The sequence below is a fragment of the Devosia sp. XGJD_8 genome (genome assembly GCF_046614475.1).
GTDB lineage: Bacteria > Pseudomonadota > Alphaproteobacteria > Rhizobiales > Devosiaceae > Devosia.
Window position 1 is genome coordinate 198,235 of the sequence record NZ_JBKJHF010000003.1, and the last position, 24,808, is coordinate 223,042.

Annotated in this window: 28 protein-coding genes; 21 read left to right on the forward strand and 7 right to left on the reverse strand. The window is 65.4% G+C overall.

All coding sequences use genetic code 11. The features are described 5' to 3' along the window. The first annotated feature begins 163 nt into the window (after positions 1-163). From ccmA to ACLI1C_RS19720, 6 genes are all read left to right on the forward strand, one after another. Positions 164-799, forward strand: a complete 636-nt coding sequence (gene ccmA / locus ACLI1C_RS19695; RefSeq protein ID WP_411399270.1) for a heme ABC exporter ATP-binding protein CcmA — start codon at positions 164-166, stop codon at positions 797-799. Continuing rightward, positions 796-1,449 carry a heme exporter protein CcmB gene (gene ccmB / locus ACLI1C_RS19700; RefSeq protein WP_411399271.1) on the forward strand — a complete coding sequence of 218 codons (654 nt, stop codon included), beginning with the start codon at positions 796-798 and terminating at the stop codon, positions 1,447-1,449. Before ccmA ends, ccmB begins: the two co-directional genes overlap by 4 nt. A 12-nt stretch (positions 1,450-1,461) precedes the next feature. Further along, the gene (locus ACLI1C_RS19705; protein ID WP_411399272.1) at positions 1,462-2,223 is read left to right on the forward strand and encodes a heme ABC transporter permease; all 762 of its coding nucleotides are present in this window, start codon (positions 1,462-1,464) and stop codon (positions 2,221-2,223) included. Beyond that, positions 2,220-2,381 (forward strand): heme exporter protein CcmD, encoded by a 162-nt coding sequence (ccmD, locus tag ACLI1C_RS19710; protein ID WP_411399273.1) that lies wholly within the window; start codon positions 2,220-2,222, stop codon positions 2,379-2,381. Before ACLI1C_RS19705 ends, ccmD begins: the two co-directional genes overlap by 4 nt. After that, entirely contained in the window at positions 2,378-2,914 is a 537-nt protein-coding gene (locus tag ACLI1C_RS19715) for a DsbE family thiol:disulfide interchange protein (RefSeq protein WP_411399274.1), read from the forward strand. Before ccmD ends, ACLI1C_RS19715 begins: the two co-directional genes overlap by 4 nt. 69 nt (positions 2,915-2,983) lie before the next feature. Further along, positions 2,984-3,124, forward strand: a complete 141-nt coding sequence (locus ACLI1C_RS19720) for a hypothetical protein (protein WP_411399275.1) — start codon at positions 2,984-2,986, stop codon at positions 3,122-3,124. 6 nt (positions 3,125-3,130) lie between these two features. Here the strand turns inward: ACLI1C_RS19720 and ACLI1C_RS19725 are convergent, their stop codons facing one another. Next, positions 3,131-3,340, reverse strand: a complete 210-nt coding sequence (locus tag ACLI1C_RS19725; RefSeq protein WP_411399276.1) for a DUF1674 domain-containing protein — start codon at positions 3,338-3,340, stop codon at positions 3,131-3,133. 94 nt (positions 3,341-3,434) lie between these two features. Between ACLI1C_RS19725 and htpX the strand changes: the two genes are divergently transcribed. The 8 genes from htpX (at position 3,435) to ACLI1C_RS19765 (ending at position 13,143) form a co-directional block, all read left to right on the forward strand. Continuing rightward, entirely contained in the window at positions 3,435-4,418 is a 984-nt protein-coding gene (gene htpX / locus ACLI1C_RS19730; protein WP_411399277.1) for a zinc metalloprotease HtpX, read from the forward strand. 9 nt (positions 4,419-4,427) lie between these two features. After that, a complete protein-coding gene (locus tag ACLI1C_RS19735; RefSeq protein WP_411399278.1) occupies positions 4,428-5,729 on the forward strand; it encodes an RsmB/NOP family class I SAM-dependent RNA methyltransferase in 1,302 nt (433 codons plus the stop codon). A 110-nt stretch (positions 5,730-5,839) separates the two neighbouring features. After that, the gene (locus ACLI1C_RS19740) at positions 5,840-7,438 is read left to right on the forward strand and encodes a heparinase II/III family protein (RefSeq protein ID WP_411399279.1); all 1,599 of its coding nucleotides are present in this window, start codon (positions 5,840-5,842) and stop codon (positions 7,436-7,438) included. 229 nt (positions 7,439-7,667) lie between these two features. After that, entirely contained in the window at positions 7,668-9,254 is a 1,587-nt protein-coding gene (gene purH, locus ACLI1C_RS19745; RefSeq protein WP_411399280.1) for a bifunctional phosphoribosylaminoimidazolecarboxamide formyltransferase/IMP cyclohydrolase, read from the forward strand. Positions 9,255-9,386: 132 nt separating this feature from the next. Further along, positions 9,387-10,745, forward strand: a complete 1,359-nt coding sequence (locus ACLI1C_RS19750) for a lipopolysaccharide biosynthesis protein (RefSeq protein ID WP_411399281.1) — start codon at positions 9,387-9,389, stop codon at positions 10,743-10,745. Positions 10,746-10,839: 94 nt separating this feature from the next. Beyond that, positions 10,840-12,246 (forward strand): 3-isopropylmalate dehydratase large subunit, encoded by a 1,407-nt coding sequence (leuC, locus tag ACLI1C_RS19755; RefSeq protein ID WP_411399282.1) that lies wholly within the window; start codon positions 10,840-10,842, stop codon positions 12,244-12,246. Then, entirely contained in the window at positions 12,237-12,662 is a 426-nt protein-coding gene (locus tag ACLI1C_RS19760) for a metallopeptidase family protein (protein WP_411399283.1), read from the forward strand. The genes leuC and ACLI1C_RS19760 overlap by 10 nt, the downstream gene beginning before the upstream one ends. A 172-nt stretch (positions 12,663-12,834) precedes the next feature. Then, positions 12,835-13,143 (forward strand): hypothetical protein, encoded by a 309-nt coding sequence (locus ACLI1C_RS19765; protein WP_411399284.1) that lies wholly within the window; start codon positions 12,835-12,837, stop codon positions 13,141-13,143. A 36-nt stretch (positions 13,144-13,179) separates the two neighbouring features. Here ACLI1C_RS19765 and ACLI1C_RS19770 read toward each other — a convergent pair whose 3' ends face one another. Continuing rightward, on the reverse strand, positions 13,180-13,479 hold the full coding sequence (locus ACLI1C_RS19770; RefSeq protein ID WP_411399285.1) for a hypothetical protein: 300 nt from the start codon (positions 13,477-13,479) through the stop codon (positions 13,180-13,182). A 118-nt stretch (positions 13,480-13,597) separates the two neighbouring features. Here ACLI1C_RS19770 and rimM point away from each other — a divergent pair, with 118 nt between their 5' ends. The 4 genes from rimM to ACLI1C_RS19790 all read left to right on the forward strand — a co-directional run bounded on the left by rimM (position 13,598) and on the right by ACLI1C_RS19790 (position 16,615). After that, positions 13,598-14,134: a ribosome maturation factor RimM gene (gene rimM, locus ACLI1C_RS19775; protein ID WP_411399286.1), complete on the forward strand. Its 537-nt coding sequence runs from the start codon at positions 13,598-13,600 to the stop codon at positions 14,132-14,134. After that, complete coding sequence (gene trmD, locus ACLI1C_RS19780) at positions 14,131-14,817, forward strand: tRNA (guanosine(37)-N1)-methyltransferase TrmD (protein WP_411399287.1); 687 nt, start codon at positions 14,131-14,133, stop codon at positions 14,815-14,817. Before rimM ends, trmD begins: the two co-directional genes overlap by 4 nt. Positions 14,818-15,005: 188 nt before the next feature. Continuing rightward, entirely contained in the window at positions 15,006-15,557 is a 552-nt protein-coding gene (rplS, locus tag ACLI1C_RS19785) for a 50S ribosomal protein L19 (RefSeq protein ID WP_411399288.1), read from the forward strand. 245 nt (positions 15,558-15,802) lie between these two features. Further along, positions 15,803-16,615 carry an exodeoxyribonuclease III gene (locus ACLI1C_RS19790; RefSeq protein ID WP_411399397.1) on the forward strand — a complete coding sequence of 271 codons (813 nt, stop codon included), beginning with the start codon at positions 15,803-15,805 and terminating at the stop codon, positions 16,613-16,615. A gap of 36 nt (positions 16,616-16,651) precedes the next feature. Here the strand turns inward: ACLI1C_RS19790 and ACLI1C_RS19795 are convergent, their stop codons facing one another. The 3 genes from ACLI1C_RS19795 to ACLI1C_RS19805 all read right to left on the reverse strand — a co-directional run bounded on the left by ACLI1C_RS19795 (position 16,652) and on the right by ACLI1C_RS19805 (position 18,750). Continuing rightward, entirely contained in the window at positions 16,652-17,116 is a 465-nt protein-coding gene (locus tag ACLI1C_RS19795) for a Crp/Fnr family transcriptional regulator (protein ID WP_411399289.1), read from the reverse strand. 114 nt (positions 17,117-17,230) lie between these two features. Further along, complete coding sequence (locus ACLI1C_RS19800) at positions 17,231-17,914, reverse strand: response regulator transcription factor (RefSeq protein WP_411399290.1); 684 nt, start codon at positions 17,912-17,914, stop codon at positions 17,231-17,233. Between the two features lie 155 nt (positions 17,915-18,069). Then, a complete protein-coding gene (locus ACLI1C_RS19805) occupies positions 18,070-18,750 on the reverse strand; it encodes a YggS family pyridoxal phosphate-dependent enzyme (RefSeq protein WP_411399291.1) in 681 nt (226 codons plus the stop codon). A gap of 155 nt (positions 18,751-18,905) precedes the next feature. Here ACLI1C_RS19805 and leuS point away from each other — a divergent pair, with 155 nt between their 5' ends. Genes leuS through holA form a run of 3 tightly spaced genes read left to right on the forward strand, consistent with a single transcriptional unit; the run spans position 18,906 to position 23,039 of the window. Continuing rightward, positions 18,906-21,521: a leucine--tRNA ligase gene (gene leuS, locus ACLI1C_RS19810; RefSeq protein ID WP_411399292.1), complete on the forward strand. Its 2,616-nt coding sequence runs from the start codon at positions 18,906-18,908 to the stop codon at positions 21,519-21,521. Continuing rightward, the gene (gene lptE / locus ACLI1C_RS19815) at positions 21,508-22,020 is read left to right on the forward strand and encodes an LPS assembly lipoprotein LptE (protein ID WP_411399293.1); all 513 of its coding nucleotides are present in this window, start codon (positions 21,508-21,510) and stop codon (positions 22,018-22,020) included. Before leuS ends, lptE begins: the two co-directional genes overlap by 14 nt. Continuing rightward, positions 22,017-23,039 (forward strand): DNA polymerase III subunit delta, encoded by a 1,023-nt coding sequence (gene holA / locus ACLI1C_RS19820; RefSeq protein WP_411399294.1) that lies wholly within the window; start codon positions 22,017-22,019, stop codon positions 23,037-23,039. The genes lptE and holA overlap by 4 nt, the downstream gene beginning before the upstream one ends. A 65-nt stretch (positions 23,040-23,104) precedes the next feature. Here holA and ACLI1C_RS19825 read toward each other — a convergent pair whose 3' ends face one another. Both ACLI1C_RS19825 and ACLI1C_RS19830 read right to left on the reverse strand, forming a co-directional pair. Continuing rightward, positions 23,105-23,980 carry a ParB/RepB/Spo0J family partition protein gene (locus tag ACLI1C_RS19825; protein WP_411399295.1) on the reverse strand — a complete coding sequence of 292 codons (876 nt, stop codon included), beginning with the start codon at positions 23,978-23,980 and terminating at the stop codon, positions 23,105-23,107. A gap of 10 nt (positions 23,981-23,990) precedes the next feature. Then, entirely contained in the window at positions 23,991-24,791 is an 801-nt protein-coding gene (locus tag ACLI1C_RS19830) for a ParA family protein (RefSeq protein WP_411399296.1), read from the reverse strand. Between the last annotated feature and the right edge of the window lie 17 nt (positions 24,792-24,808).

Here is a 24,808-nt window from a genome sequence, read left to right on the forward strand (position 1 = left end):
CGCCCTAATCTTGTCGTTGCGGCAGGCGCGCCGGCCCGGGCGAAGGCCCCGGAAACCACGCAACAGCGCTGCCTTTCCTGGAATGAATCCAATCTATAAGGGCTTATAGAGAAAGACGATTGGGCTTGCCAGCCCGACCTTTCGTTCAATACGAGAAGGGGTCATGACCGATCGGCAAGTCTTTCCCCCGCTGACCCTGCGCGCGACCGGCCTCAGCTGCGGGCGCGGGGGCATGACATTGACGGCCGATCTCAGCTTTGCCGTTGCCCCCGGGCAATGCCTGCTGCTGCGCGGCCCCAACGGCACCGGCAAGACCACTCTGCTGCTGACCCTGGCCGGCATCGTCACTCCGCTGGCCGGCACTTTCGAGCTGGAAGGCACTGACAGCGAGGCCGGCCCGCAGCTGCATTATTGCGGCCACCGCAATGCCGTCAAACCGCGGCTGAGCGTGCGGGAAAATCTCGATTTCTGGGCCCAGGTCAACGGCCCGACCGGCCTGGGCATCCAGGAGGCGCTGGCCGAAGTGGGCCTGGGCGAGCTGGGCGGGCTCGATGCCGGCTATCTCTCGGCCGGGCAATCGCGACGCCTGGCTCTGGCCCGCCTGCTGGTGACCCACCGCCCGCTCTGGCTGCTCGACGAGCCGACCGCGGCGCTGGACGCAGAGGGTCATGAACTGGTGACCCGGCTGCTCGACCGGCATCTCGACATGGGGGGCCTGGCCCTGGCCGCCACCCATGATCCCATCACCCTGCCCGATCCGGGTCGCATGGAAACCCTGGCGCTGGGGGTGCGGGCATGACGGCGTTCCGGGCCATGCTGGGTCGCGAACTGCGCCTGGCGCTGCGCGGCGGCGGCGATGTGCTGACGCTGGTGCTGTTCTTCATCATCACCGGCGCCATCGTGGCCTTCGCCGTGGGACCCGACAGCGTGCTGCTGGCCCGCATTGCCCCGGGCATGGTCTGGGTCGCCGCCTTCCTGGCCATGCTGCTGGGGCTCGACCGCCTGTTCCGCCCCGACCATGAGGATGGCGCGCTGATCCTGCTGCGCCAGGCCGAGCTGCCGCTCAGCGCCGCCATTGCCGCAAAAGTGATGGTGCACTGGCTGGTCTCGGCCCTGCCGCTGATCCTAGCCTCCCCGCTCCTGGCCCTGCAGCTGGCCATGGATGGCGAGACCTTCTGGCGCATGGTGGCCTCGCTGCTGGTCGGCACCCCGGCTCTGGCCGCTTTCGGCGCCGTGGGGGCGGCCGTGACCGTGTCGATCCGGGGCGGCGGGCTGATTGCCCCGATCCTGATCGCGCCGCTGTCGATCCCGGTGCTGATCTTCGGAGTGGGCAGCATCACGGCCAGCCAGTCGAGTGCCGCCCTGCTGTTTCTTGCGGCATTGAGCCTCATGGCCGTGAGCCTGGCTCCCTTTGCCGCCGCCCTTGCGATAAGCTCGGCCGAAGACTAGAGCCGTGAGCCCATGAGCATAGACACCACACCCAAGCAGAGCTGGTGGAGCCGGATCGCCCATCCGGGGCAGTTCGTGGCCTGGACGTCGCCACTGCTGTGGCCGCTGACCATTCTCACCGCGGTCCTCTTCATTACCGGCCTGTGGTTTGCCTTCTTCAATTCGCCGGCCGACTACCAGATGGGCGATACGGTGCGCATCATGTATGTGCATGTGCCCAATGCCTGGCTCAGCCAGTTCGTCTATGGCGTGATGACGGTTTCAGCGCTCGGCACGCTGGTCTGGCGCCATCCCATGGCCGATGTGTCGATGAAGGCCGCCGCACCGCTGGGCGCCATGTTCACGGCGCTGGCCCTGTTCACCGGTGCGCTCTGGGGTCGCCCGACCTGGGGCACGTTCTGGGAATGGGACGGGCGCATGACCTCGACGCTGGTCCTGCTCTTCATTTATCTCGGCATCGTTGCCCTGTGGCGCGCCTTTGACGACCAGCTGCGCGCGGCCCGCATCATCGCCGTCTTCACCCTGGTGGGCGCCATCAACATTCCCATCATCAAGTTCTCGGTGGACTGGTGGAGCACGTTGCACCAGCCGGCCAGCGTGTTCCGTGCCGACGGGCCGACCATGCCCGGCTCGATCCTGACGCCGCTCTTCGTCATGTTTTTCGCGTTTACATTCCTGTTCCTGACGCTGCATCTGAAAGCCATGCATACCGAGGTCAAGCGCCGCAGGGTGATGGGCCTGCAGCGCCGCATGGCCCAGGGGGACGCGGCATGATCGATCTCGGACCCCATGCCGTCTTCATCCTCTGGGCCTATCTCGGCGTCGCCATGACCGTCGCGGCCCTCGTGGGCTGGACGCTCCACGATGCGCGCTCCACGGCCAGAAGGCTAGCCGAGCTGGAGGCGCGCGCCCCGCGCCGCGCCGCCCGATGATGCGTTACCTGCTGTTCGGCCTGCCGCTGATTGCGCTGATCGCGCTGGTTGCCGTCTTCGCCTTTTCCATCGACCGCGATCCCACCCTGGTGCGCTCGGCGCTGATCAACAGGCCGGCGCCGGCCTTTGCCATGGCCGAAGTACCCGAACTGGGCGTGCCCGGCTTCGACACGGCGGCCCTCATGGGCGAAGTGACGGTGGTCAATGTCTTTGCCAGCTGGTGCATCCCCTGCCGGGACGAGCACCCCCTGCTGGTGAATATGCGGGAAGAAACCGGTGTGCGGCTCTTCGGCATCAACCAGGCCGACGCGCCGGAAAATGCCCGGGCCTTCCTGGCCGAGCTGGGCAATCCCTATGACGCGGTGGGCACCGACCGCGACCGGCGCGTCTCGATCGACTGGGGCGTCTATGGCGTGCCGGAAACCTTCGTGGTGGATGCCAGGGGCATCATCACCTTCAAGCATGTCGGGCCGCTGACGCCCGCTGCCATGGAAGACGAGCTGCTGCCGGCCATTGCCGCGGCGCGGGGCTGAGCCCCGTTCAGATTGCGTTCAGCCGGGCTTTGCCATTTTTCTGCCATGCCCCCCGCCGAAAGCATGCCGATGTTGCACAGAGTTCTGCATTTCCTCCGTGAGGCCGGCCTGGGGCCGATCGAATATGTCCTGATCGCCGCCATCCTGACGGTGGCGACCACGGTCGCCGTCTCGGCCGCCGGCTATAGCCTGGCCGATATCGTCGGCTGACCGGGCTCAGAAGTCGCTGGTCAGGCCCTTGATTTCCCAATCGCCATAACGACCCGGCTCGAGCCCGCCGCGGCCACCGGTTTCCTTGGGGGCAAAGGCGCCCCTGGCATCGATGGCGCGCCGGCGCGCCTCGGCCTCCACCAGCGCACGCTTGGCCGCTTCGCTCAGAGGCGGACGCGGATCCCCCTGGTCTGCATAATCCTGATCGTCGGTCATGGTCTGGCCCGCATTACGTTTTGGTCATGCCGCTTGCATGGAACCCTTGGGCACACAACATAATTGCCCAGGAACGCGAACCCAAGGGCTCACAATGTTCAATATGTTTCGGACCGGTGTCCTCATTGCCGCACTCACCGCCCTTTTCATGGTGGTGGGCTATTTCATCGGCGGCACCAGCGGCATGATGATCGCCTTCGTCTTTGCGCTGGCGACCAACCTCTTCGGCTACTGGAATTCCGACAAGCTGGTGCTGCGCATGCAGAATGCCGTGCCGGTGGAGCGCTCCAGGGTGCCCGAGCTCTACGACATGGTCGATATCCTCTCACGCAAGGCCGGCATCCCGACGCCAAAGGTCTATGTCATCCAGACCGACCAGCCCAATGCCTTTGCCACCGGCCGCGACCCCAACAATGCCGCCGTGGCCGTCTCGACCGGCCTGCTGCACCATCTCGAGACGCGCGAAGTCGCGGCGGTCGTGGCCCATGAGCTGGCCCATATCCGCAGCCGTGACACGCTGATCATGACCATTACCGCCACCTTTGCCGGCGCCATCTCGGCCCTGGCCCAGTTCGGCCTGTTCTTTGGCGGCGGCAATAATCGCGACAATCCGCTGGGCGGCGTCGGCGCGCTGCTGATGGTGTTCCTTGCGCCCGTGGCGGCCATGGTGGTGCAGATGGCGGTGAGCCGCACCCGCGAATACGAGGCCGACAAGGACGGCGCCGAGATTTCCGGCGACCCGCTGGCTCTGGCTTCGGCGCTGCACAAGATCGCCACCCTGGCCGGCCGCCAGGTCAATGTCGCGGCCGAGCGCAACCCGGCCATGGCGCATATGTATATCATCAACCCCCTCTCCGGGGCGCGGATGGATAACCTGTTTTCCACCCACCCGGACACCGGCAATCGCATCGAGGCGCTGCGCAAGCTTGCAGCATTGATGCAGGTGGACGATAAGGGCCGCAGGCCTCAGCCTCGCCCGCAGCCGGTTTCGACCGGTCGCGATATCGGTGGCGGCTGGCGCGTGCCGACCGTCGGACGGACCGACGAGGACGGCGGACAACGCGGTCCCTGGGGATAAAGAACAAGCGTGGCGCATAACAAACCTGATCCGGCGGGGCTCAAGCTCCGCCTCGTCGCGGCCCAGCGGCTCAAAGCCGTGCTGGGCGGCGACAATTTCGTGCCGCTGGGCGCCACGGACCTGGCCGACGGGCGCGATCGCGGCCTCGCCAACCGGCTGATCACCACGGCCCTGCGCCGGCAGGGCCAGCTCAATTTCATCATCCACGCGCTGCTCGAAAAGGGCATGCCGGGCAAGTCCGGCACCTTCGAGGCCGTGCTGCGGCTGAGCCTGGCGCAGCTGGTCTTCCTGCCCGACCTGGGCGCCCATAGCGCGCTGTTCCTCGCGGTCGAGGCCATCAAACGCGATCCCAAGGCGCGGCACCTGAGCGGGCTGATGAATGCCGTATTGCGCAGCGCCCAGGCCAATTCCGCCAAGTTCGGCATGCTGAGCGACGACCTGCTGATCCCCGATACCTTTGGCGATACCTGGCTCGAGGCCTATGGCGAGGAATCCATCAACGGCTTTTCCGCTGCCCTCCTGGCGGGCGCCCCGCTCGACCTGACCCTCAAGAGTGACGATGCCGAACTGATCGACGCCCTGGGCGCCGAGCCTGTGATGGCCGATACCGTGCGCATCGAGCAACGCGACCGGCCCGTCGAGGCCCTGCCCGGCTATGCTGAGGGCCATTGGTGGGTGCAGGATGCCGCCTCTGCCATCCCGGCGCGCCTGCTTGGCGCCAAGCCGGGTGGCCGCGTGCTCGACCTCTGCGCTGCCCCGGGCGGCAAGACCGCGCAACTGGTCAAGGCCGGCTACCAGGTGACGGCGCTCGACAGCGACGCCACCCGCATGGAGCGGCTCAAGGACAATCTGAAGCGGCTCGACTATGTTGCCGAGACCGTGGTTGCCGATGCCGGCAATTATGCGCCGGTTTCCCCCTATGATGGCGTGCTGCTCGACGCGCCCTGCTCGGCCACCGGCACTTTCCGCCGCCACCCCGAAGTGATCTGGCATCGCTCGGTTGGCGATGTCGCCGGCCGGGTGCGGCTGCAGCGCGCTTTGCTCACCAATGCCCTCCGCTGTCTTGAAGCGGGCGGCGTGCTCGTCTATTGCGTCTGTTCGCTTGAGCCGGCCGAAGGCGAAGGCCAGGTGGAATGGGCGCTGGACCATCTCCCCGGTCTCGAACTCTGGCCGGTAACCCCGGCCGAGCTGCCGGGGCTCGAAGGCGCCGTAACCGCGCGCGGTCTGGTGCGCACCCATCCGGGCATGGCGCCGGGCGGCCGCGAGGGCGGCATGGACGGGTTTTTCGTGGCCCGCTTCCGGCGTCGCTGAAAAAACAAGAATGAGCGCCATGAAAAGGGCGCCGAATGAGGACGTGACCACGTGACGCGCAGAATCAAGGCAGTGCTGGCCAAGGCCGCGCGGCGGGGGCATATGCGCTGATGGCGCTGCGCCCGCCCCATGCGCTGCGCCGCCTGACGCTCGGCCTGGCCGATGCGGTGGTGACGCTGCCCATCCTGCGCTGGACCTGGCGCGGGCTGGCCGACGACGCCTTTGGCGGCGAACTGCCCGAACTCAGGCCCGCCGATCGCGAGGCAGTGCGCGACATGATGTCGGGCCGCTACCTGCTGGCATCCAAGCTGATCGAGACCAACGGCGTCTCGCCCTTCAGCCTCGATGTCGACCATGCCGACTGGTGGGCCAACCTGCATGGCTTTTCCTGGCTGCGCCATTTCCGCGACGTGCGCGACAGCGGCGAGCGCCATTTCGCCCGCATGCTGGTGCTCGACTGGATCAGCCATGAGGCCCAGTTCCAGCATGACACCTGGACGCCGACGCTGACCGCCCAGCGCATCATCAACTGGCTGCGCCACCTGCCGCTGCTGCTCGATGGCGCGACGCCGGGCGAGGCCCGCTCCATCCAGCGCGTGCTGGGCGCCCAGATCCAGAGCCTCAAGGTCCGCGCGCCGCTGGCCAGCGACCCCGTCGACGCCCTCTTCGCCGCCATAGCCCTGCTCGGCGCCGAATTCTGCGAGCAGGCCGACAAGACCGATGTGCCGGGGCGCGTCGAGCGGCTCAACGCGCTCCTGGCCAGCCAGCTCGACAGCGATGGCCTGCACCGCTCGCGCAATCCCCGCCTGCAGCTGCAATTGCTGGTGGAGCTGGTCAGCATCCGTCACATCGCCGCCGCGACGAAATCGGAGGCCGGCAACGAGCTGGTCGCCCAGATCGACCGCATGCATGAATGCCTTGATGCCCTGACCCTGTCGACCGGCGAGCCGGTCTATTTCAATGGCGGCGGACACCTGCCGCATGACGTATTGATCGCCATCCAGGCCAATGGACCGACGCGCAAGCGCCGCTCAATGCTGCTGGGTGGCTATGGCATATTGCGCGATGGCGAGGCCGTGGTGATCGCCGATTCCGGCCTGCTGCCGGAGCCTGGCCTGGCCGGCGACCTGCATGCCAGTGCCCTCGCCTTCGAATTCTCCCACGGCACCGAACTGATCCTGGGCTCCTGTGGCCCGGCCCCCGCCGACCTGCCCGATAGCAAGCCGCTGTTCCGCCAGGGCGTGGCCCATTCGGCCCCCACCATCGACGCTGAGGACATACCCCCCCAGCGCCAGCCGGGCCTGACGCTCGATGCCGCCGACCAGCTGCTGACCCTGACGGCCACCGGCTATGGCAAGCGCTTCGGCGTCGAGCTGGAGCGCCGGCTGACGCTTCTGTCGGGCGGCACGACCCTGGTCGGGCAGGACCGGATGATCGCCAAGGGCACCCCATCGGGCCTGCTCGCGATCCGCTTCCACCTGGCGCCCGGCACCATGGTGCGCCGCAATCGCGGCGAAGGCATCGTGCGGCTGGTGCTGCCCAATGGCGCTGTGTGGAGCTTTCTCTGGGAAGGTGCCAGCTTCCGCGAGGAGGAAAGCGTGCGCCAGTCGGCCTATGTCGGCTTCCACAAGACCCGCCAACTGGTGCTCGAGGCCGACGTGGCCGGCGACGCCGAGGTGGCCTGGATCTTTACGCTCGAGCAGTCATAGACGCCTTTCTCTGCGCGTGTGGCCCCACCCCACCCTCAATCCCTCCCCATCAAGGGGAGGGAGGCGCCAGCTCGATCGCCCGTGTTATCGTCTCCCTCCCCCTTGTGGGGAGGGATCAAGGGTGGGGGTAGGTTTGGCCACGTTGCTGGTGTGCGGCAATGGCCAGTTGGCCTTTCTCTCGCTTCGTGCTAGCGAGCGCGCATATCACAGCAACGGGCGAAAAATCCTTATGGGCAAGACGGTCAAGGTCGGGCGGGCACTGCTTTCGGTATTTGACAAAACCGGCATGGCCGACTTCGCGCGGGGGCTCTCCGCTGCAGGCGTGGAGCTGGTCTCCACCGGCGGGACGCACAAGTTGATCAAGGATGCCGGCCTGCCGGTGCGCGAGATTTCCGACCTGACGGGTTTCCCCGAAATGATGGATGGCCGGGTCAAGACCCTGCATCCCAAGGTACATGGCGGGCTGCTGTCGGTGCGTGACAACCCGACCCATGCCGCCGCCATGGCCGAGCATGAGATCGGCGCCATCGACCTCGTGGCGGTCAACCTCTACCCCTTCGAAAAGACCGTCGCTTCCGGCGCCTCCTATGACGAGATCATCGAGAATATCGACATTGGCGGGCCGGCCATGGTGCGCTCGGCGGCCAAGAACCATGCCTATGTGACCGTGGTCGTCGACCCGGCCGACTATCCGGAAATCCTTGCCTCCATCACCGAGACCGGCGGCGTGCCCTTCGCGCTGCGCCAGAAGCTGGCCGCCAAGGCCTATGCCCGCACGGCCGCCTATGACAGCGCCATTTCGACCTGGTTCGCCAGGGCCATCGATTATCCCGAAATCCCCTATCGCAGCTTTGCCGGTACGCTGCGCGAAGTGATGCGCTATGGCGAAAACCCGCATCAATGGGCCGGCTTCTATGCCAATGGCGAAAGCCGCGCCGGCGTCGCCACCGCCACCCAGGTGCAGGGCAAGACGCTGAGCTACAACAACATCAACGACACCGACGCCGCCTTCGAGCTGGTCAGCGAATTCGACCCTGCCGAAGTCGCCGCCGTCGCCATCATCAAGCATGCCAATCCCTGCGGCGTGGCCGTGGCCGGCGACCTCTTGACCGCCTATCGCGACGCCCTGCGCACCGATCCGGTCTCGGCCTTTGGCGGCATTGTCGCCACCAATCGCGAGATCGATGCGGTGACCGCCACCGAGATCGTCAAGGTCTTCACCGAAGTGATCGTCGCCCCCTCGGCGACCCAGGAAGCCCAGGACATCATGGCCGCCAAGAAGAACCTGCGCCTGCTGCTGACCGGTGGCATTGCCGACCCCAAGGCCGATGGCTTGGTCGTCAAGTCGGTGGCGGGTGGCCTGCTGGTCCAGTCGCGCGACAATCGCAATGTCGACGACTGCGAGCTCAAGGTGGTTACGAAGCGCCAGCCGACCGAGGCCGAAATGGCCGACCTGCGCCTGGCCGCCAAGGTGGCCAAGCACGTCAAGTCCAACGCCATCGTCTATGTCAAGGCCGGCGCCACCGTCGGCATCGGCGCCGGGCAGATGTCGCGCGTCGATTCGGCGCTGACCGCCCATCGCAAGTCGATCGACGCCGCCAGGGCGGCCGGGATCGAGGGCGCGCTGACCGCCGGTTCGGTGGCCGCATCGGACGCCTTCTTCCCCTTTGCCGATGGGCTCGAGGCCCTGGTGGCGGCGGGCGCGACGGCGGTGATCCAGCCCGGCGGCTCGATGCGCGACGACGAAGTCATCGCCGCGGCCGACGCTGCGGGCATCGCCATGGTGATGACGGGGATGCGCCACTTCCGGCACTAGCAGCGGCCACACCGCGCGGGCGCAACCTTACGAAAACGTAATATGCGCCCGACCGGAAGGTAAGAGCTTCTTGAGGGAGGCTATGGCAGATTGGCCTTGCTGCGGGTGGTGTCCGCAGCCCGAGGCGTCCCCATGCGACTTTCCATACCCTCCGACCTGTCGGCCCTGCTGCGCAGGGGTTTCTGGCGCGCCGGCGCTTCGCTTGGCATCAAGGTCGCGACGGCCGGCCTGACCTACCTGACCTTCGTGGTGCTGGCCCGGACCATGACGCAGGCCGAATATGGCCACTTCGCCTTCGGCCTGGCTCTGGCGACCGTCCTCGCCGTCGCCGCCGCTTTCGGCCAGCCCAATGCCATCCTGCGCTTCTGGTCGGAATCCCAGGCGGCGGGTCGTCCGCAGGACGCCCTGCAGGCCGTGCGCTCGGGAACGACGCTGATTGGCCTCGCCGCCCTCGCCATCACGGCGCTCCTCTCCATCGTCGTCTTCGTGGTCACCGGAACCGTGACCCTGACCGATACGACGACCCACTTCTATGGCGCCGCCTTTCTGGTGCTGCCCATGGCGCTGGCCGAATTCAACTCCGCCGCCCTGCGCGCCCAGGGCTCGCTCTGGACCGCGCTGCTGCCGCGCGACATTCTCTGGCGCCTTGCCATGCCCGCTGCCACCATCGCGCTGTTTGCCCTCGGCATCGTGCTGAGCGGCGCCGATGCGCTGGCCCTCTATTCGGGCCTGCTGTTCGGCACCCTGGCGCTGCAATATGGCCTGGCGCAGCGGCGCGGCTATGAATTGCGGGCCGGCTGGGCCGGCACCGCCCAATACTGGCGGGAGCGTGGCGGAATCAGCCGCTGGCTGCTGCTGGGCGCCCTGATCGAATCGGCCGCCCTCAATGCCGACGTGGTGCTGGTTGGCCTGATGGCGGGGCTGGAAAGCTCGGCGCTCTATTTCAACGCCCTGCGCACCGCGGGACTCATGACGCTGATCAGCTATGCCATCGTCCTCGTCATGGCCCCTGTCATCACCCGGCACTACTATGCCGGCGACCGCTTCAAGACCCAGCTGGTAACGGCGGCCGGCGCCTGGGGTGGCTTTGTCTTTGCCGTCTGCACCTTCGGGCTCTTCGTGCTGTTCGGCAGCCCCATCCTGTCGCTGTTCGGCCCCGTCTATGGCGATGCCCACCTGATCCTGGTGCTGCTATCGGCGGGCCTTCTGATCGATGCGGCGACCGGCCCAACCCTGACCCTGATGACCACGACCGGGCAGGAACGGGTCTTCGTCTATGCGCTGGGCGCCATCACCCTGGCCAGCCTCGTGCTGCAGGCGATGATCCTGCCGGCCTATGGGCTTGTGGGCGTGGCCGCGGTCAACATGATCGCCCGGCTGGTGTCGCAGGTCTTCATGGCCCTCTGGTGCATCGCCAAAGTGGGGGTCGACCCCACCATCTTCGGCGTCCTGCGCCTGCGCGGCATGAATCGGCATGCCCAGCCGCAATAGCGCCGCTCAACCGTACCCATGAGTACGCTTGTGCTTGACCCTATGCCCGTCCGGGCTTAGAACCACTCCAAACTTCCCCTGCCGGAATATCGCTATGACCAAGGCCCGCACGCTCTACGACAAGATCTGGGACGACCATCTGGTACAGAACAACGAGGATGGGACCTCGCTGATCTATATCGATCGCCACCTGGTTCACGAGGTCACGAGCCCGCAGGCCTTCGAGGGGCTGCGCCTCAACAAGCGCAAGGTGCGCCATCCCGAGCGCACGCTGGCCGTGGTTGACCACAATGTGCCCACCACCGATCGCTCGCTGCCCAATCCCGACCCGGAAAGCGCGATCCAGATCGCGGCCCTGGCCGAGAATACCAAGGATTTCGGCATCGAATATTTCGACCCCTTCGACAAGCGCCAGGGCATCGTGCACATCGTCGGCCCCGAGCAGGGCTTCACCCTGCCCGGCATGACCATTGTCTGCGGTGACAGCCACACCTCGACGCATGGCGCCTTCGGCGCGCTGGCGCATGGCATCGGCACCTCGGAAGTCGAGCATGTCCTGGCCACCCAGACGCTGATCCAGCAGAAGGCCAAGAACATGCTGGTGCGGGTCGACGGCCAGCTGCCGCCGCACGTCACCGCCAAGGACATCATCCTTGCCATCATCGGCGAGATCGGCACGGCCGGCGGCAATGGCCATGTCATCGAATTTGCCGGCGAGGCCATCCGCTCGCTCTCCATGGAAGGCCGCATGACGGTCTGCAACATGACCATCGAGGGCGGCGCCCGCGCCGGCCTGATCGCCCCGGACGAAAAGACCTTCGAATACGTCAAGGGCCGCAACCGCGCCCCGACCGGCAAGGCCTGGGACATGGCGCTCGACTACTGGAAGTCGCTCTATACCGACGAGGGCGCCGTCTATGACAAGGTGGTGATCCTCGATGCCGCCAAGCTCCCGCCCATCGTCTCCTGGGGGTCGTCGCCCGAGGACGTGATCTCGGTCACCGGCGCCGTGCCCAATCCGGACGACATTGCCGACGAGAACAAGCGCGCCTCCAAGTGGCGGGCGCTCGACTATATGGGGCTCAAGCCGGGCACCCCGATCACCGAGATCGGCATCGACCGCGTCTTCATCGGCTCCTGCACCAATGGCCGCATCGAGGATCTGCGCGCCGCCGCCGCCGTCATCGGCGGCCGCAAGGTGGCCTCCACCGTCAGCGCCATGGTCGTGCCCGGCTCGGGCCTCGTCAAGGACCAGGCCGAGGCCGAGGGTCTCGACACGATCTTCAAGGATGCCGGCTTTGAATGGCGCGAGCCGGGCTGCTCGATGTGCCTGGCCATGAACCCGGACAAGCTCAAGCCGCAGGAACGCTGCGCCTCGACCAGTAACCGCAATTTCGAGGGTCGCCAGGGCTTCAAGGGGCGCACCCACCTCGTCTCGCCCGCCATGGCAGCCGCGGCGGCCATTGCCGGCCATTTCGTCGACATCCGCGAGTGGCAGTAAGCCAGACCGACTGGGGGGCGCGTTTCGCGCCCACCCTTGACGATATCGAGGCCCTTGCCACGCAGGCGCTCACCACCCTGCCCGAGCCGTTCCGCTCGCTGGCGGCGGATGTGACCTGCTCGGTGGCCGAATTTGCCGAGGACGACGTGCTCGAAGGCTTCGGCATGGAAAGCCCGTTCGAGCTGATGGGGCTGTTTTCCGGCATCGGGCTGACCGAGGACGGCGCCGTGCCCCAGACCGGTCAACTGCCCAATACTGTCTTCCTCTACCGCCGCGCCATTCTCGACTACTGGGCCGAGAACGATGACAATACTCTGGGCGAGATTGTCACCCATGTGCTGATCCATGAGCTGGGCCACCATTTCGGCTTCTCGGACGAGGATATGGAAGCCATCGAGGCGGCGGCGGACCAATAGCCCGGTTTTGGCGGCTTTCCGATTGGTTCCATGCCCCGGCCAGGCATTTGGCCGTTAAGGTAAATTTCGGGTAAATCTTTGGTTTTTCGACAGTAAGGCTATGAGTAGTCCCCTGTGTTCAGGTGACTCATCTACCGTGCCCTGGACAACTGTTTCACTGGTGGAGAAAGACATGACCGTTCGGTCCAAGACTGCCCTGAAAATCGTTCAGCCGGAAATCGAAGAAATGGAAGCTGTACTGCAAGACGCTGCCAAGCAATCCGCCCCGATGGTCCAGCGCCTCGCCGCGCATCGCGACAAGATCGACCTCGCGGTCAAGGAGCTCGAAAGCGAGCGCTTCGACCTGATCTCGCGCCGCGACCTGCTGCGCCGCCAGGCCGAAGCCGTGGAAGCTGGCCTCAACATGCATATCGAGGACATCGAAGCCACCATGCGGCTTTATGAGGGCGGTCTCAACTCGCTCTCCGCCCCGACCGAATAAGGTGGGCGCATTGTTGGAGGCAGCAGAGAGGCCGTTCTATTCGCGCTCGACGAATTCGAACTCTGCCTCGCTGCCTCCAGCCGGATCATCGGACACTCTGAGGGCCAGGTTGCCCTCATCGAGCGCCGCGAACCATTCTTCCCAGCTCACCAGGTGAAAGCCGCCGATCCGGTCCGGCCCTTCATTGCCATCGGTATTGATGGCATGCTGGCCAAAGGTCAGCTGCAGCAGCGTGCGAATGCCGGTACCGTCGGGCGTATCCATCAGCATGGGATTGCCGCCACGGGCCTCGGCCCATTGCCGAATGTCGTCGCGGTTGGTGAGGATTTTGGCCATCGGGAACTCCTGTGCGGTTGCCTGCTTCGACAATAGCAGCAACCGGGCGTTGGTTCCGCCGCAATTCCCAAGCCGGCCAACCCCTGCTAAGACGCCCTGCAGAACTGCCGGAGCGAGCATGAACACCACCAGCAAAGCCATTTTCGTCGGCCAGATCGGCGCCGCCCACGGCATCAAGGGCGCGGTGCGCATCGCCACCCATACCCAGGACCCCATGGCCATCGGCAGCTATGGCCCGCTGCAGACCGACCGGCCCGGCCTCGTCGTGACCCTGAGCAAGCTGCGCCAGCACAAGAATGTGGTCGTTGCTCACATCAACGGCATCAACGATCGCACCGCGGCGGAAAACCTCAACGGCGTAAGCCTTTTCATCGACCGCGACAAGCTGCCCGCGCCCGAGGACGATGACGATTTCTACCATGCCGACCTGCTGGGCCTCGAAGCCCGGCTCGACACCGGCGTGGTGATCGGCACGGTATCGGCCCTGCCCAATTTCGGCGCCGGCGACCTGATCGAGATCCGCGACCCCCAGAGCGGGGATACCTATCTCTACCCGTTCACCAAGGCCGTGGTCCCCACCGTCAACCTGGCGGAGGGCTACCTGACCATCGTCGTCCCGCTCGATGCGGAAGAGGGCGAGGAAGAGCCCGATTGAGCTTTTCCGCGTCGATCATCACCCTGTTTCCGGACCTGTTTCCCGGCCCGCTCGGCGCCTCGGTGCTGGGACGTGGCCTCAGCGACGGGCTGTGGTCGCTCGAGGCGCGGCAACTGCGCGACTTCGCCACCGACCGGCACCACACGGTCGATGACACGCCCTCGGGCGGCGGCGCCGGCATGGTGCTCAAGCCCGATATCCTGGCCCGCGCCATCGATACGGTCTCTCCCCCGGGCGACATGCGGCCCCGCATCCTGATGTCGCCGCGCGGCACGCCGCTGACCCAGGCCCGCGCCCGCCAGCTGGCGCTGGGACCGGGCGCCGTCATCGTCTGCGGGCGCTTCGAGGGCGTCGACCAGCGCGTCATCGACGGCCGGAACCTCGAAGAAATTTCCATCGGCGACTATGTGCTGGCCGGCGGGGAAGTGGCTGCCATGGTGCTGCTGGAGGCCGTGGTGCGGCTCATTCCGGGCGTCTTGGGCGGCGCCGACAGCCATGCCGACGAGAGCTTCGAGAACGGCCTGCTCGAATATCCGCAATATACGCGGCCGCAGAGCTTCGAGGGCGTCGACATTCCCGCCGTGCTGACCTCGGGCGACCATGGCAAGATTGCCAAATGGCGGCGCGAGCAAAGCCTGTCCCTGACCCGGGCGCGCCGCCCCGACCTGCCGGCGGCCAAATAGCCACAAAACCGTCACTTGTGCTGGACTCAGGGCGGTTTTTCGCCTATGGAGCCGCCACTACCGCGCACTTGGGCTAATCGGACCCGAGCCGCACTAACAAGAAGACTGAAAACCTCCGTTACAACCAAGACCGGGCGCCGCGCCTCAAAAACGCGACAAGCGCTCCTTTGAAAAGATCAGGACGGATCATGAATATCATCCAGCAGCTCAATGCTGAGCATGTCGAAGAACTGGCCGCCAAGCGCGAGCTTCCCGACTTCACCCATGGCGATACCGTCAAGGTGTGGGTCAAGATCCGCGAAGGCGAAAAAGAACGCCTGCAGGCCTATGAAGGCGTCGTGATCGCCCTCAATGGCGGCGGCATCACCGCTTCCTTCACCGTGCGCAAGATTTCCTACGGCGAAGGCGTGGAACGCGTGTTCCCGCTCTATTCCCCGAACGTGGCCTCGGTTGAAGTGCTCAAGCGCGGCAAGGTGCGTCGCGCCAAGCTGTACTACCTGCGCGATCGTCGCGGCAAATCGGCCCGTATTTTCGAATCGACCAATTCGCGCACCAAGAAGATCGAAGCCGGCGAGCGCACTGCCGCCCAGGCTGCTCGCGAAGCCCGCGAAGCCGAAAAGATCGCCGCCGCCGAGGCCTTTGCCGCCGAGCAGGCCGCCAAGGATGCGGAAGCCGCAGCAGCCGCCAAGGCTGCCGAGGCTGAGGCCGCTGCAGCAAGCGAAGAGCCCAAGGCCGAATAAGCCCTGGCGCCGTACTGAATTGAGAAACCCGGTCGCAAGGCCGGGTTTTTTGTTGGCCGAGAGAAGGATCAGGGATGGGGTGACACCCCTCTGAGCCTCCCACCCTCCCCCATCAAGGGGGAGGTGCTGCTCCACTCGGATGGCAGCAGCCATGGCAGACCTCACGCCCACTTTGCGACAAAACCGGCTTGTCCTGCCCAACGCTCTTGGCGATAAGAATGTCCCTCGCCAGCCAAAGGCCAAAGATGCCCGTCTCGATCGTCACCTGGAACATCAATTCGATCCGCCTGCGCCTGCCCATGGTGCTCGATTTCATCGCCCGGCATGCGCCCGACGTGATCATGTTCCAGGAGATCAAGTGCACGGATGACCAGTTTCCGCGCAATGCCTTTACCGGGGCCGGCTATCCCCACCATGCAGTGCACGGCCAGAAGGGCTATCATGGCGTGGCCATCGTCTCGAAATTCCCGTTGACCGACGTGTCGAGCCGGATGTTCTGCGAAATCCCCGAATCGCGCCATATCTCGGCGCTGACCGATTTCGGCCACGGCCCGGTGACACTGCACGATTTCTACATTCCCGCCGGCGGCGATGAGGCCGACCCCGAAATCAATCCCAAGTTCAAGCACAAGCTGGGCTTCCTCAGCGAACTGACCGGCTGGTTCAACGAGCCCGTGTTCCAGCGCGGCCACCTGATTGCCGGCGACTTCAACATCGCGCCGCACGAAAACGATGTGTGGAGCCACAAGCAGCTGCTCAAGATCGTCAGCCACACGCCTGTCGAGACGCAGGCGCTCGACGCCATCCTCAATGGCGGGCATGGCTGGGTGGACCTCGTGCGCAAGCATGTGCCCCATGACCAGAAGCTATATTCGTGGTGGAGCTATCGCAGCGCCGACTGGGAAAATGCCAACAAGGGCCGGCGCCTCGACCATATCTGGTCCACCGCCGATGTCGCCGAGCACTGCATCGGGACCGAGATCATCAAGGCCTATCGCGGCTATAGCCCGCAACCCAGCGACCACGTGCCGGTGATTGCGCGCTTTGCGGGGGTCTGACCTTCACTTCTTGCCCAAGGGAGAGGCAAGAAAAGGCTACTTGTCGCCTGCCTTCATGCGGCGGCCGACCGGCTCGATGGCGCCCAGATAATTGCCCAGATCCCGCTCGACGCGGGCGACGGCGCGTTGCGCCAGGTCGGGTGACTGCTGCACCAGCTTGAGAAAGGCGGTGCGGGGCACGAACAGCGCCTCGCTGTCGGTGACGGCGGTAATGGTGACAGGGCGCGGCTTGGAGAGGATCAGCGCCATGGACGACACGACACTGCCCGGCTCGGAAATGGCATAGGGCTTGCCCGCGCCGGGGCCTTCCGGCTTGGCCTTGAGCGTCCCCGAGACCAGCACGAAGGCGCCCTGCGGCACCGCGCCGGCCTGGTAGAGCACCGCGTCGGGCTCGAACTGGCGCAGGTCGCCGGCAAAGGCCAGCATGCGCCGCTGCTCGTCGTCGCAGATATCGAAGAATTCGGCCAGAGCGAGTGCCTCGGCCGCATCGTCCCTGATCATAGGCCCCAATCCGGATGCGTCACGGCTCCGCCAGAGCGGAGCCGGTTCATCCTATAGGGCATTTGACGTGATTTTATACCGGATTTTGCGCCCCGGAGGCGCCGTCCCCGGGTTTCACGGAACGAGGCGATAGCCGCCCTCTTCAGTGACCAGCAGCCGTGCATTGGACGGATCGCGCTCGATCTTCTGGCGCAGGCGATAGATATGGGTTTCCAGCGTATGCGTGGTGACGCGGTTGTTGTAGCCCCACACTTCCTTGAGCAGCACGTCGCGCGTGATGGTCTTGGGCCCCTGGCGATAGAGGTATTTGAGGATCGAGGTTTCCTTGTCGGTCAACCGCACCTTGTTGCCGTCATTGGCCTCGAGGATCTTGGCCGAGGGCTGGAAGCTGTAGGGACCGATGGTGAAGACCACGTCCTCGCTCTGGTCGTGCTGGCGCAAGGCGGCATTGATGCGCGCCAGCAGCACCGGAAAGCGGAATGGCTTGGTGAGATAGTCATTGGCGCCGGAATCGAGGCCGCGGATCTGGTCGGCATCGCTGTCATGGCCCGTCAGCATCAGGATGGGGCTCTTGTAGCCCTCGGCGCGCAGCACCTTGACGGCCTCGCGCCCATCCATATCGGGCAGGCCGACATCGAGGATCATCAGGTCGATATTGCTCTCGCGGGTAACCTTGAGCGCGTCATTGGCCGTGCCGGCCTGCAGAATGTCGAATTCGGGATGAGCTTGCAGCTGTTCGACCAGGGTCTCGCGCAGATCCGCATCATCGTCCACCAGCAGGATGCGTCGCTTGTTCATTGTTTTCTCCGGTCTTTTCGCGCCAACCAGCCATGGTCACAATATTGCGACCGGTTTTTGGCCAGCCAATCACAACGGCGTTACAGTCATCAGCAACGAAAATTACGGCTGGAAGTTGCAGTGTTTCGCCCCCGGACGTGCGAAATACTGTTGTTTCAGGCGCCCAATGGCGGGCGGTGGCCGAACAGCGCCGAGCCGACCCGGACATGGGTTGCGCCCATGGCAATGCCGACCTCGAAATCGCCGCTCATCCCCATGGAGAGGCTGGCAACCGCGGCGGCGCGGCCCAGCTCGGCCAGCTGGGCGAAATAGGGCCCCGGCGGCACCCCGTCGGGGGGAATGCACATGAGGCCGACGATATCGAGGCCATGCACGCTCCGGCAGCGCTCGACAAAGGCCACGGCCTCGGCCGGGGCAATGCCGGCCTTCTGTTCTTCGAGACCGATATTGACCTGCACGAAACAGGGCAGCTTGCGGCCAGCACGCTGCATTTCTGCTGCCAGCGTGCTGGCGAGTTTCTCGCGGTCGACCGTCTCGATGACGTCGAACAGCGCCACCGCCTCGCGCGCCTTGTTGGTCTGCAGCGGTCCGATCAAATGCAGCTCGATATCGGGCCAGGCTTGGCGCAGGGCCGGCCACTTGGCCTGGGCCTCCTGCACCCGGTTTTCCCCGAAGACGCGCTGCCCGGCTTCGAGGAACGGGATGATGTCCTCGGCGGCAAAGGTCTTGGACACGGCGACGAGCTGCACCCGCTCGGGCGGCGCCCCGAAGCGCTCCTGCGCCCGGGCGATGCGCTGGCTTATGGCGTCGAGCCGGTCGGCTGCACGAGTGTCCATGCTTTCGCCCTGTTGCTGTTGACCTTGGGGGGGATTTCTGGTGATGGTCCGGTAGCCAAAATCCCCAAGAAACGCAAGCTGCGCCGGACATTTGCGCCGCTGAGCGACACTTTACTCCCGGGCGCCAAGCGCCGATCATTCAAGGACGAGACCCAGTGAGCGGCGAACGCTACAATCCGCGCGAGATGGAACCGAAATGGCAGAAGGTCTGGGACGAAAACCAGAGCTTTGTCAGCTCCAATGACGACAAGCGCGAGCCCTACTACGTCCTCGAGATGTTCCCCTATCCCTCGGGCCGCATCCATATGGGCCATGTGCGCAATTATTCCATGGGCGACGTGGTGGCGCGCTACCAGCGGGCGAGGGGCAAGAATGTGCTCCACCCCATGGGCTGGGACGCCTTCGGGCTTCCCGCCGAGAACGCGGCGATCGAGCGCAAGACCCACCCCGGCACCTGGACGCGGGCCAACATCGCCGCCATGAAGGCGCAGCTCAAGTCCATGGGCCTCGCCATCGACTGGACGCGCGAAATCGCCACCTGCGAGCCGGAATATTACAGGCACCAGCAGTCGATGTTCATCGACATGATGGCGGCGGGCCTCGTGACGCGCAAGCAGTCCAAGGTCAACTGGGACCCGGTCGACATGACCGTGCTGGCCAATGAGCAGGTCATCGACGGGCGCGGCTGGCGCTCGGGGGCCGTGGTGGAACAGCGCGAGCTGACCCAGTGGTTCTTCAAGATCTCCGACTTTGCCGAGGACCTGCTGACCGGCCTCGACGGGCTGACCGACTGGCCCGAAAAAGTGCGCACCATGCAGCGCAACTGGATCGGCAAGTCCGAGGGCCTGCGCCTGCTGTTCGAACTGGTGCCGGCCAATGCCACCGCGGCGACCAGCATCGACGTCTTCACCACGCGCCCCGATACGATCTTCGGCGCCTCCTTCATCGCGCTGTCGCCCGACCATCCGCTGACCGCCGAACTGGCGGGCGGCAATGCCGAACTGGCTGAATTCATTGCTGAATTCCGCCGCCAGGGCACGGCGACCGAAACGCTGGAAAAGGCCGAGAAGAAAGGCGTCTTCACCGGGCTGCACGTGAAACATCCCGTGCTCGAGGGCCAGACGCTGCCCGTCTATGCCGCCAATTTCGTGCTGATGGACTATGGCACCGGCGCCATTTTCGGCTGCCCGGCGCATGACCAGCGCGACCTCGACTTCGCCCGCAAATATGACCTGCCCGTCTTGCCCGTGGTGCGGCCCGCCGATGCGGATGCCGGCTTTGTCGTGGGTGACGAGGCCTTTACCGATGACGGCGTGATCTTCAATTCCGGCTTTCTCGACGGGCTGGCGATTGCCGAGGCCAAGAAGGCCGCCGCCGCCCATTTCGCCGGCCGGACCGTCGATGGCCAGCCCCAGGGCAAGGTCGAGGTCAACTATCGCCTGCGCGACTGGGGCGTATCGCGCCAGCGCTATTGGGGCTGCCCCATTCCGGTGATCCATTGCGAGGTCTGCGGCACGATACCAGTGCCCAAGAAGGACCTGCCGGTGGTGCTGCCCGAGGATGTCAGCTTCGACAAGCCCGGCAATGCGCTGGACCATCACCCCACCTGGAAGCATGTCGACTGCCCGCAATGCGGCGCCCCGGCCCGCCGGGAAACCGACACGATGGACACCTTCGTCGATTCGTCCTGGTACTATGCCCGCTTCACCGCGCCGCAGGCCGAAACCCCGACCGTGCCCGACATCGCCAATCGCTGGCTGCCGGTCGACCAGTATATCGGCGGCGTCGAGCACGCGATCCTGCACCTGCTCTATTCGCGCTACTTCACCCGCGCCATGAAGGCGACGGGCCATGTCGGGCTGGACGAGCCCTTCAAGGGCCTCTTCACCCAGGGCATGGTGACGCACGAGACCTACAAGTCGCCCGCCGGCGAATGGGTCGCGCCCGCCGATATCGTGGTCGAGACCTTTGGCGAGGGCCGCCGCGCCACGCATCTGACCTCCGGTGAACCGATCAGCATCGGCTCGATCGAAAAGATGAGCAAATCCAAGAAGAACGTCGTCGATCCCGACGAGATCGTCGCCACCTATGGCGCCGATACGGCGCGCTGGTTCATGCTGTCGGACTCTCCTCCCGAGCGCGACGTGCAGTGGACCGAGGCCGGCGTCGAGGGCGCCAGCCGCTTCCAGCAGCGCGTCTGGCGTCTGGTGGGTGAAACCATCGCCTTGACGGAACAGTCTGCCGGGACTGTTCGCGGTTCTGACGACAGCGAGGCGCTGGCGCTCCGCAGAATCGTGCATCGCGCCGTGCATCAGGTCGGCGGCGATATCGAGGGCCTGCGCTTCAACCGCGCCGTGGCGCAGATCTATGAGCTGACCAATGCACTGGTGCGCTCGGCCGGCCTCGTGGCTGCCGCTCCGGACAGCCGCGTCGATGCCCTTGCCGAGGGCGTGGAGCGGCTGATCCAGCTGATTGCCCCGATGATGCCGCATCTGGCCGAAACCTGCTGGGAGGCGCTGGGCAAGCCGGGGCTGGTGGCCGATGCGCCCTGGCCCGAAGTCGATCCGGCCCTGCTGGTCGACGACAGCGTCACCATGCCGATCCAGATCAACGGCAAGCGCCGCGGCGAGATTACCGTGGCCAAGGGCCTGCCGGCAGCCGAGGTCGAGACGTTGGTCTTGTCTTTGGACGAGATAGTCCGCATTCTCGACGGCAAGGCACCCAAGAAGATCGTCATCGTCCCGGACAGGATCGTCAATGTCGTGGTCTAGACGCAGCCGGCCCATCGCTCTGGCCGCAATCCTGCTCGCAACCGGCGCCGCTCTGGGCGCCTGCAGCTTCTCGCCGGTCTATAGCGGGGCGCTGGCCAGCCAGCCCCTGCTGAACCTGGCCTATGCCAAGCCCAATAGCCGGCTCGAACAGGTGGTCTATCAGGAACTTGCGTTGCGGCTGGGCAGCTCGACCTCCGAAACCGCGCCGCTGGCCACGGTTTCCGTCTCTTCCTCGGCCGGTGGCCTCGGCTTCCTCACCAGTACGGCCAATCCCAGCAAGCCCTACCGGGTGACCGTCACCGCCACCCTGACCATTGCCCGGCGCGATGGCAGCGATATCGAGCCCATCAGCTTCACCCGCCGGGCCACCGCCGAATATACCGCCAACAGCCAGGTCCTGGCCGATACCACGGCGGCGACCGAAGCCACCGAACGCGCCGCCAAGGCGGCCGCCGAATCGCTGCGGCTGGCAGTCCTGGCCGCGCTCAGCCGCGGATGACGGCTCTCAAGGCCCACGAAGTCGCGCGCTTTCTGGCGCGGCCGGACCTGACCGAGGGCATTTTCCTCGCCTATGGCCCCGATGCGGGCCTCGTCCGCGAGACGGCGCAGCGGCTGATCCGGCAACTCAGCGGCGACGATCCCGAATCGGTCAGTCTCGTCACGCTCGATGGCGCGGAAGTGGATGCCGACCCCTCCATTCTTGCCGTCGAGGCGCGGACCATGTCGCTGTTCGGCGGCAAGCGCATCGTGCGGGTGCGCGGAGCGGGGAAATCCCTGGTCATGACGCTGACAGAGCTACGCGACGACCCGGCCGGCGCCGCCATCGTGCTCGAAGCGGGTAACCTCACGCCCAAGGATGCGCTGCGCGCCCTGGTGGAGGCGGCCAGGCTGGGCCGCGCCCTGCCCTGCTATCCCGACAGCGACGAGACACTGCAGGCGCTGATCCGCGAAACCTTCAACCAGCAAGGCATCCGCATCGACGCCGATTTGGTGACGACATTGCGCGAAATCCTCGGCAATGACCGCGAGATCACAAGGCGGGAGCTCGAAAAGCTCTGCCTCTACGCGGCGTCAAGCAAGGTGCTGACGCGCGAGGACGTGCTTTTATTGTGTGCTGACAATGGCATGCTGGTCATCGACGCCATTCTCGACGCCACCGGCGGCGGCCACGCCGAAAAGCTGGAACTGGCGCTGAACCGGGCGCTGTCCTCAGCGGTCGATCCGCAGCGGCTCCTCGCCATGTGCAATATCCACTTTGCCAATCTGCGCCGCTGGCGGACCGAAGTCGACGCCGGCAAGGCGCCGCGCCAGGTGCTGGAGGGGCTGCGGCCCAAGCCGCATTTCTCACGGATTTCCGCACTGGAGCAGCAATTGCGCCTGTGGTCGGATAGCGCATTGGCAACGGCGTCAGAGCGCATCCTGCAGGCGACGGCAGACAGCCGGCGACGGCCGGGCCTGGCGGAAGCCGGGCTCAGGCGGGCGTTGCTGGCCATCTGCATGATGGCCGCCGCGCATTAGCGGCCCTCAGAATGTTTCATGTGAAACATCGAACCAACGATCGCCGGTAAGACAGCCGCAACCGACTAGTTCGCGTAGCCCGTCAGCTTGAGGCAGAGGCCGTCGAGCTGTTCCAGCGTCTTGTAGCGGATTTCGAGCTTGCCGCCGCGCTCGCTATGCGCCAGCGCCACCGAAAGCCCCAGCGCATCGGACAGGCGGCGCTCCAGCGCCACCGTATCGGCATCGCGATCCACCTGCGACTCGCTTGGCTTCTTCTTGCCGGCCACTTCGCGTTGCTGGCTCAGGGCTTCAGCCTCGCGCACCGACAGACCCCCGGAGACGATCTGCCGCGCCAGGGTTGCCGGATCCTCGGCGGTGATCAGCGTCCGGGCATGGCCGGCCGTCAGCGTGCCGCTGGCCACCATTTCGCGTACGTCTTCGGGCAGGCGCAGCAGCCGGAGGGTATTGGCGACATGCGAACGGCTTTTGCCGATCACCTGGGCCAGGTCCTGCTGGGTATAGTCGAACTGCTCGATCAGCTGGCCATAGCCCATGGCCTCTTCCAGCGGATTGAGATCGGCGCGCTGCACATTCTCGATAATGGCCAGCTCGAGCGCTTCCTTGTCGCCGACATCGCGCACGATAACCGGCACTTCATGCAGGCCCGCCTTTTGCGCCGCCCGCCAGCGGCGCTCGCCGGCGATGATCTCGAAAATATTCGGATCGTCGCTGGGGCGCACCAGGAGCGGCTGCATCACGCCTTTTTCACGAATCGAATTGGTCAGCTCTTCGAGTTGGTCATTGTCGAAGGTGCGCCGCGGATTGGCCCGGTTGGCGATGATGAACTCGACCGGCAGCTTCTTGACGCCGCCCGATTCGGTGACGCGCGCACCCTCGACGGTGGCCATGTCGCCGATCAATGCCGCGAGCCCGCGACCAAGACGTGTGGGTTTGTCGTTCATATCCGGGCTCCTATGCCGCGTTGAGCTGCCGCTCGCGGCGGATCACTTCGGTTGCCAGCCGCAGATAGGCCTGGCTGCCGGCACATTTCAAATCATAGAGCAGAGCCGGCTTGCCATAGGACGGCGCCTCGCTCAGCCGCACATTGCGCGGGATGACCGTGTCATAGACCAGCTCGCCCATCTCGCTGCGCACGTCCTGCAACACCTGCTCGGACAGGTTGTTGCGCTTGTCGAACATGGTCATCACCACGCCCTGGATCGACAGGTTCGGATTGAGCGTCGAGCGAATTTGTTCAATGGTCTGAAGCAGTTGGCTGAGGCCTTCCAGCGCGAAGAACTCGCATTGCAGCGGCACCAGCACGGCATCGGCAGCCACCAGGGAGTTGATGGTCAGCAGGTTCAGCGACGGCGGGCAGTCGATCAGGATATAGCTGACCGGCTTGTCATTGATGGAGAGTTCGCCCAGCCGCTTGAAGGCATTGCGCAGCTTGAAGGCGCGGTCCGCATGGCCGGCAATGGTCAGCTCGACACCCAGCAGGTCCATGGTCGAGGGCACGATGGCCACATTGGGCACGCTGGTCATGATGGCCGACTGCGCCACCGTGGCTTCGCCGATCAGCAGGTCATAGGACGAGACTTCGCGGTCGGTGCGCGAGATTCCGAGTCCGGTCGAGGCATTGCCCTGCGGATCGAGATCGACAATCAGCACGCGTTCGCCGATCGCGGCCAGCGCCGTCGCCAGGTTGATGGCGGTGGTGGTCTTGCCCACGCCGCCCTTTTGGTTGGCCAGTGTCAGGATACGGGGCGCCACTACAGGCCTCCAGCTCG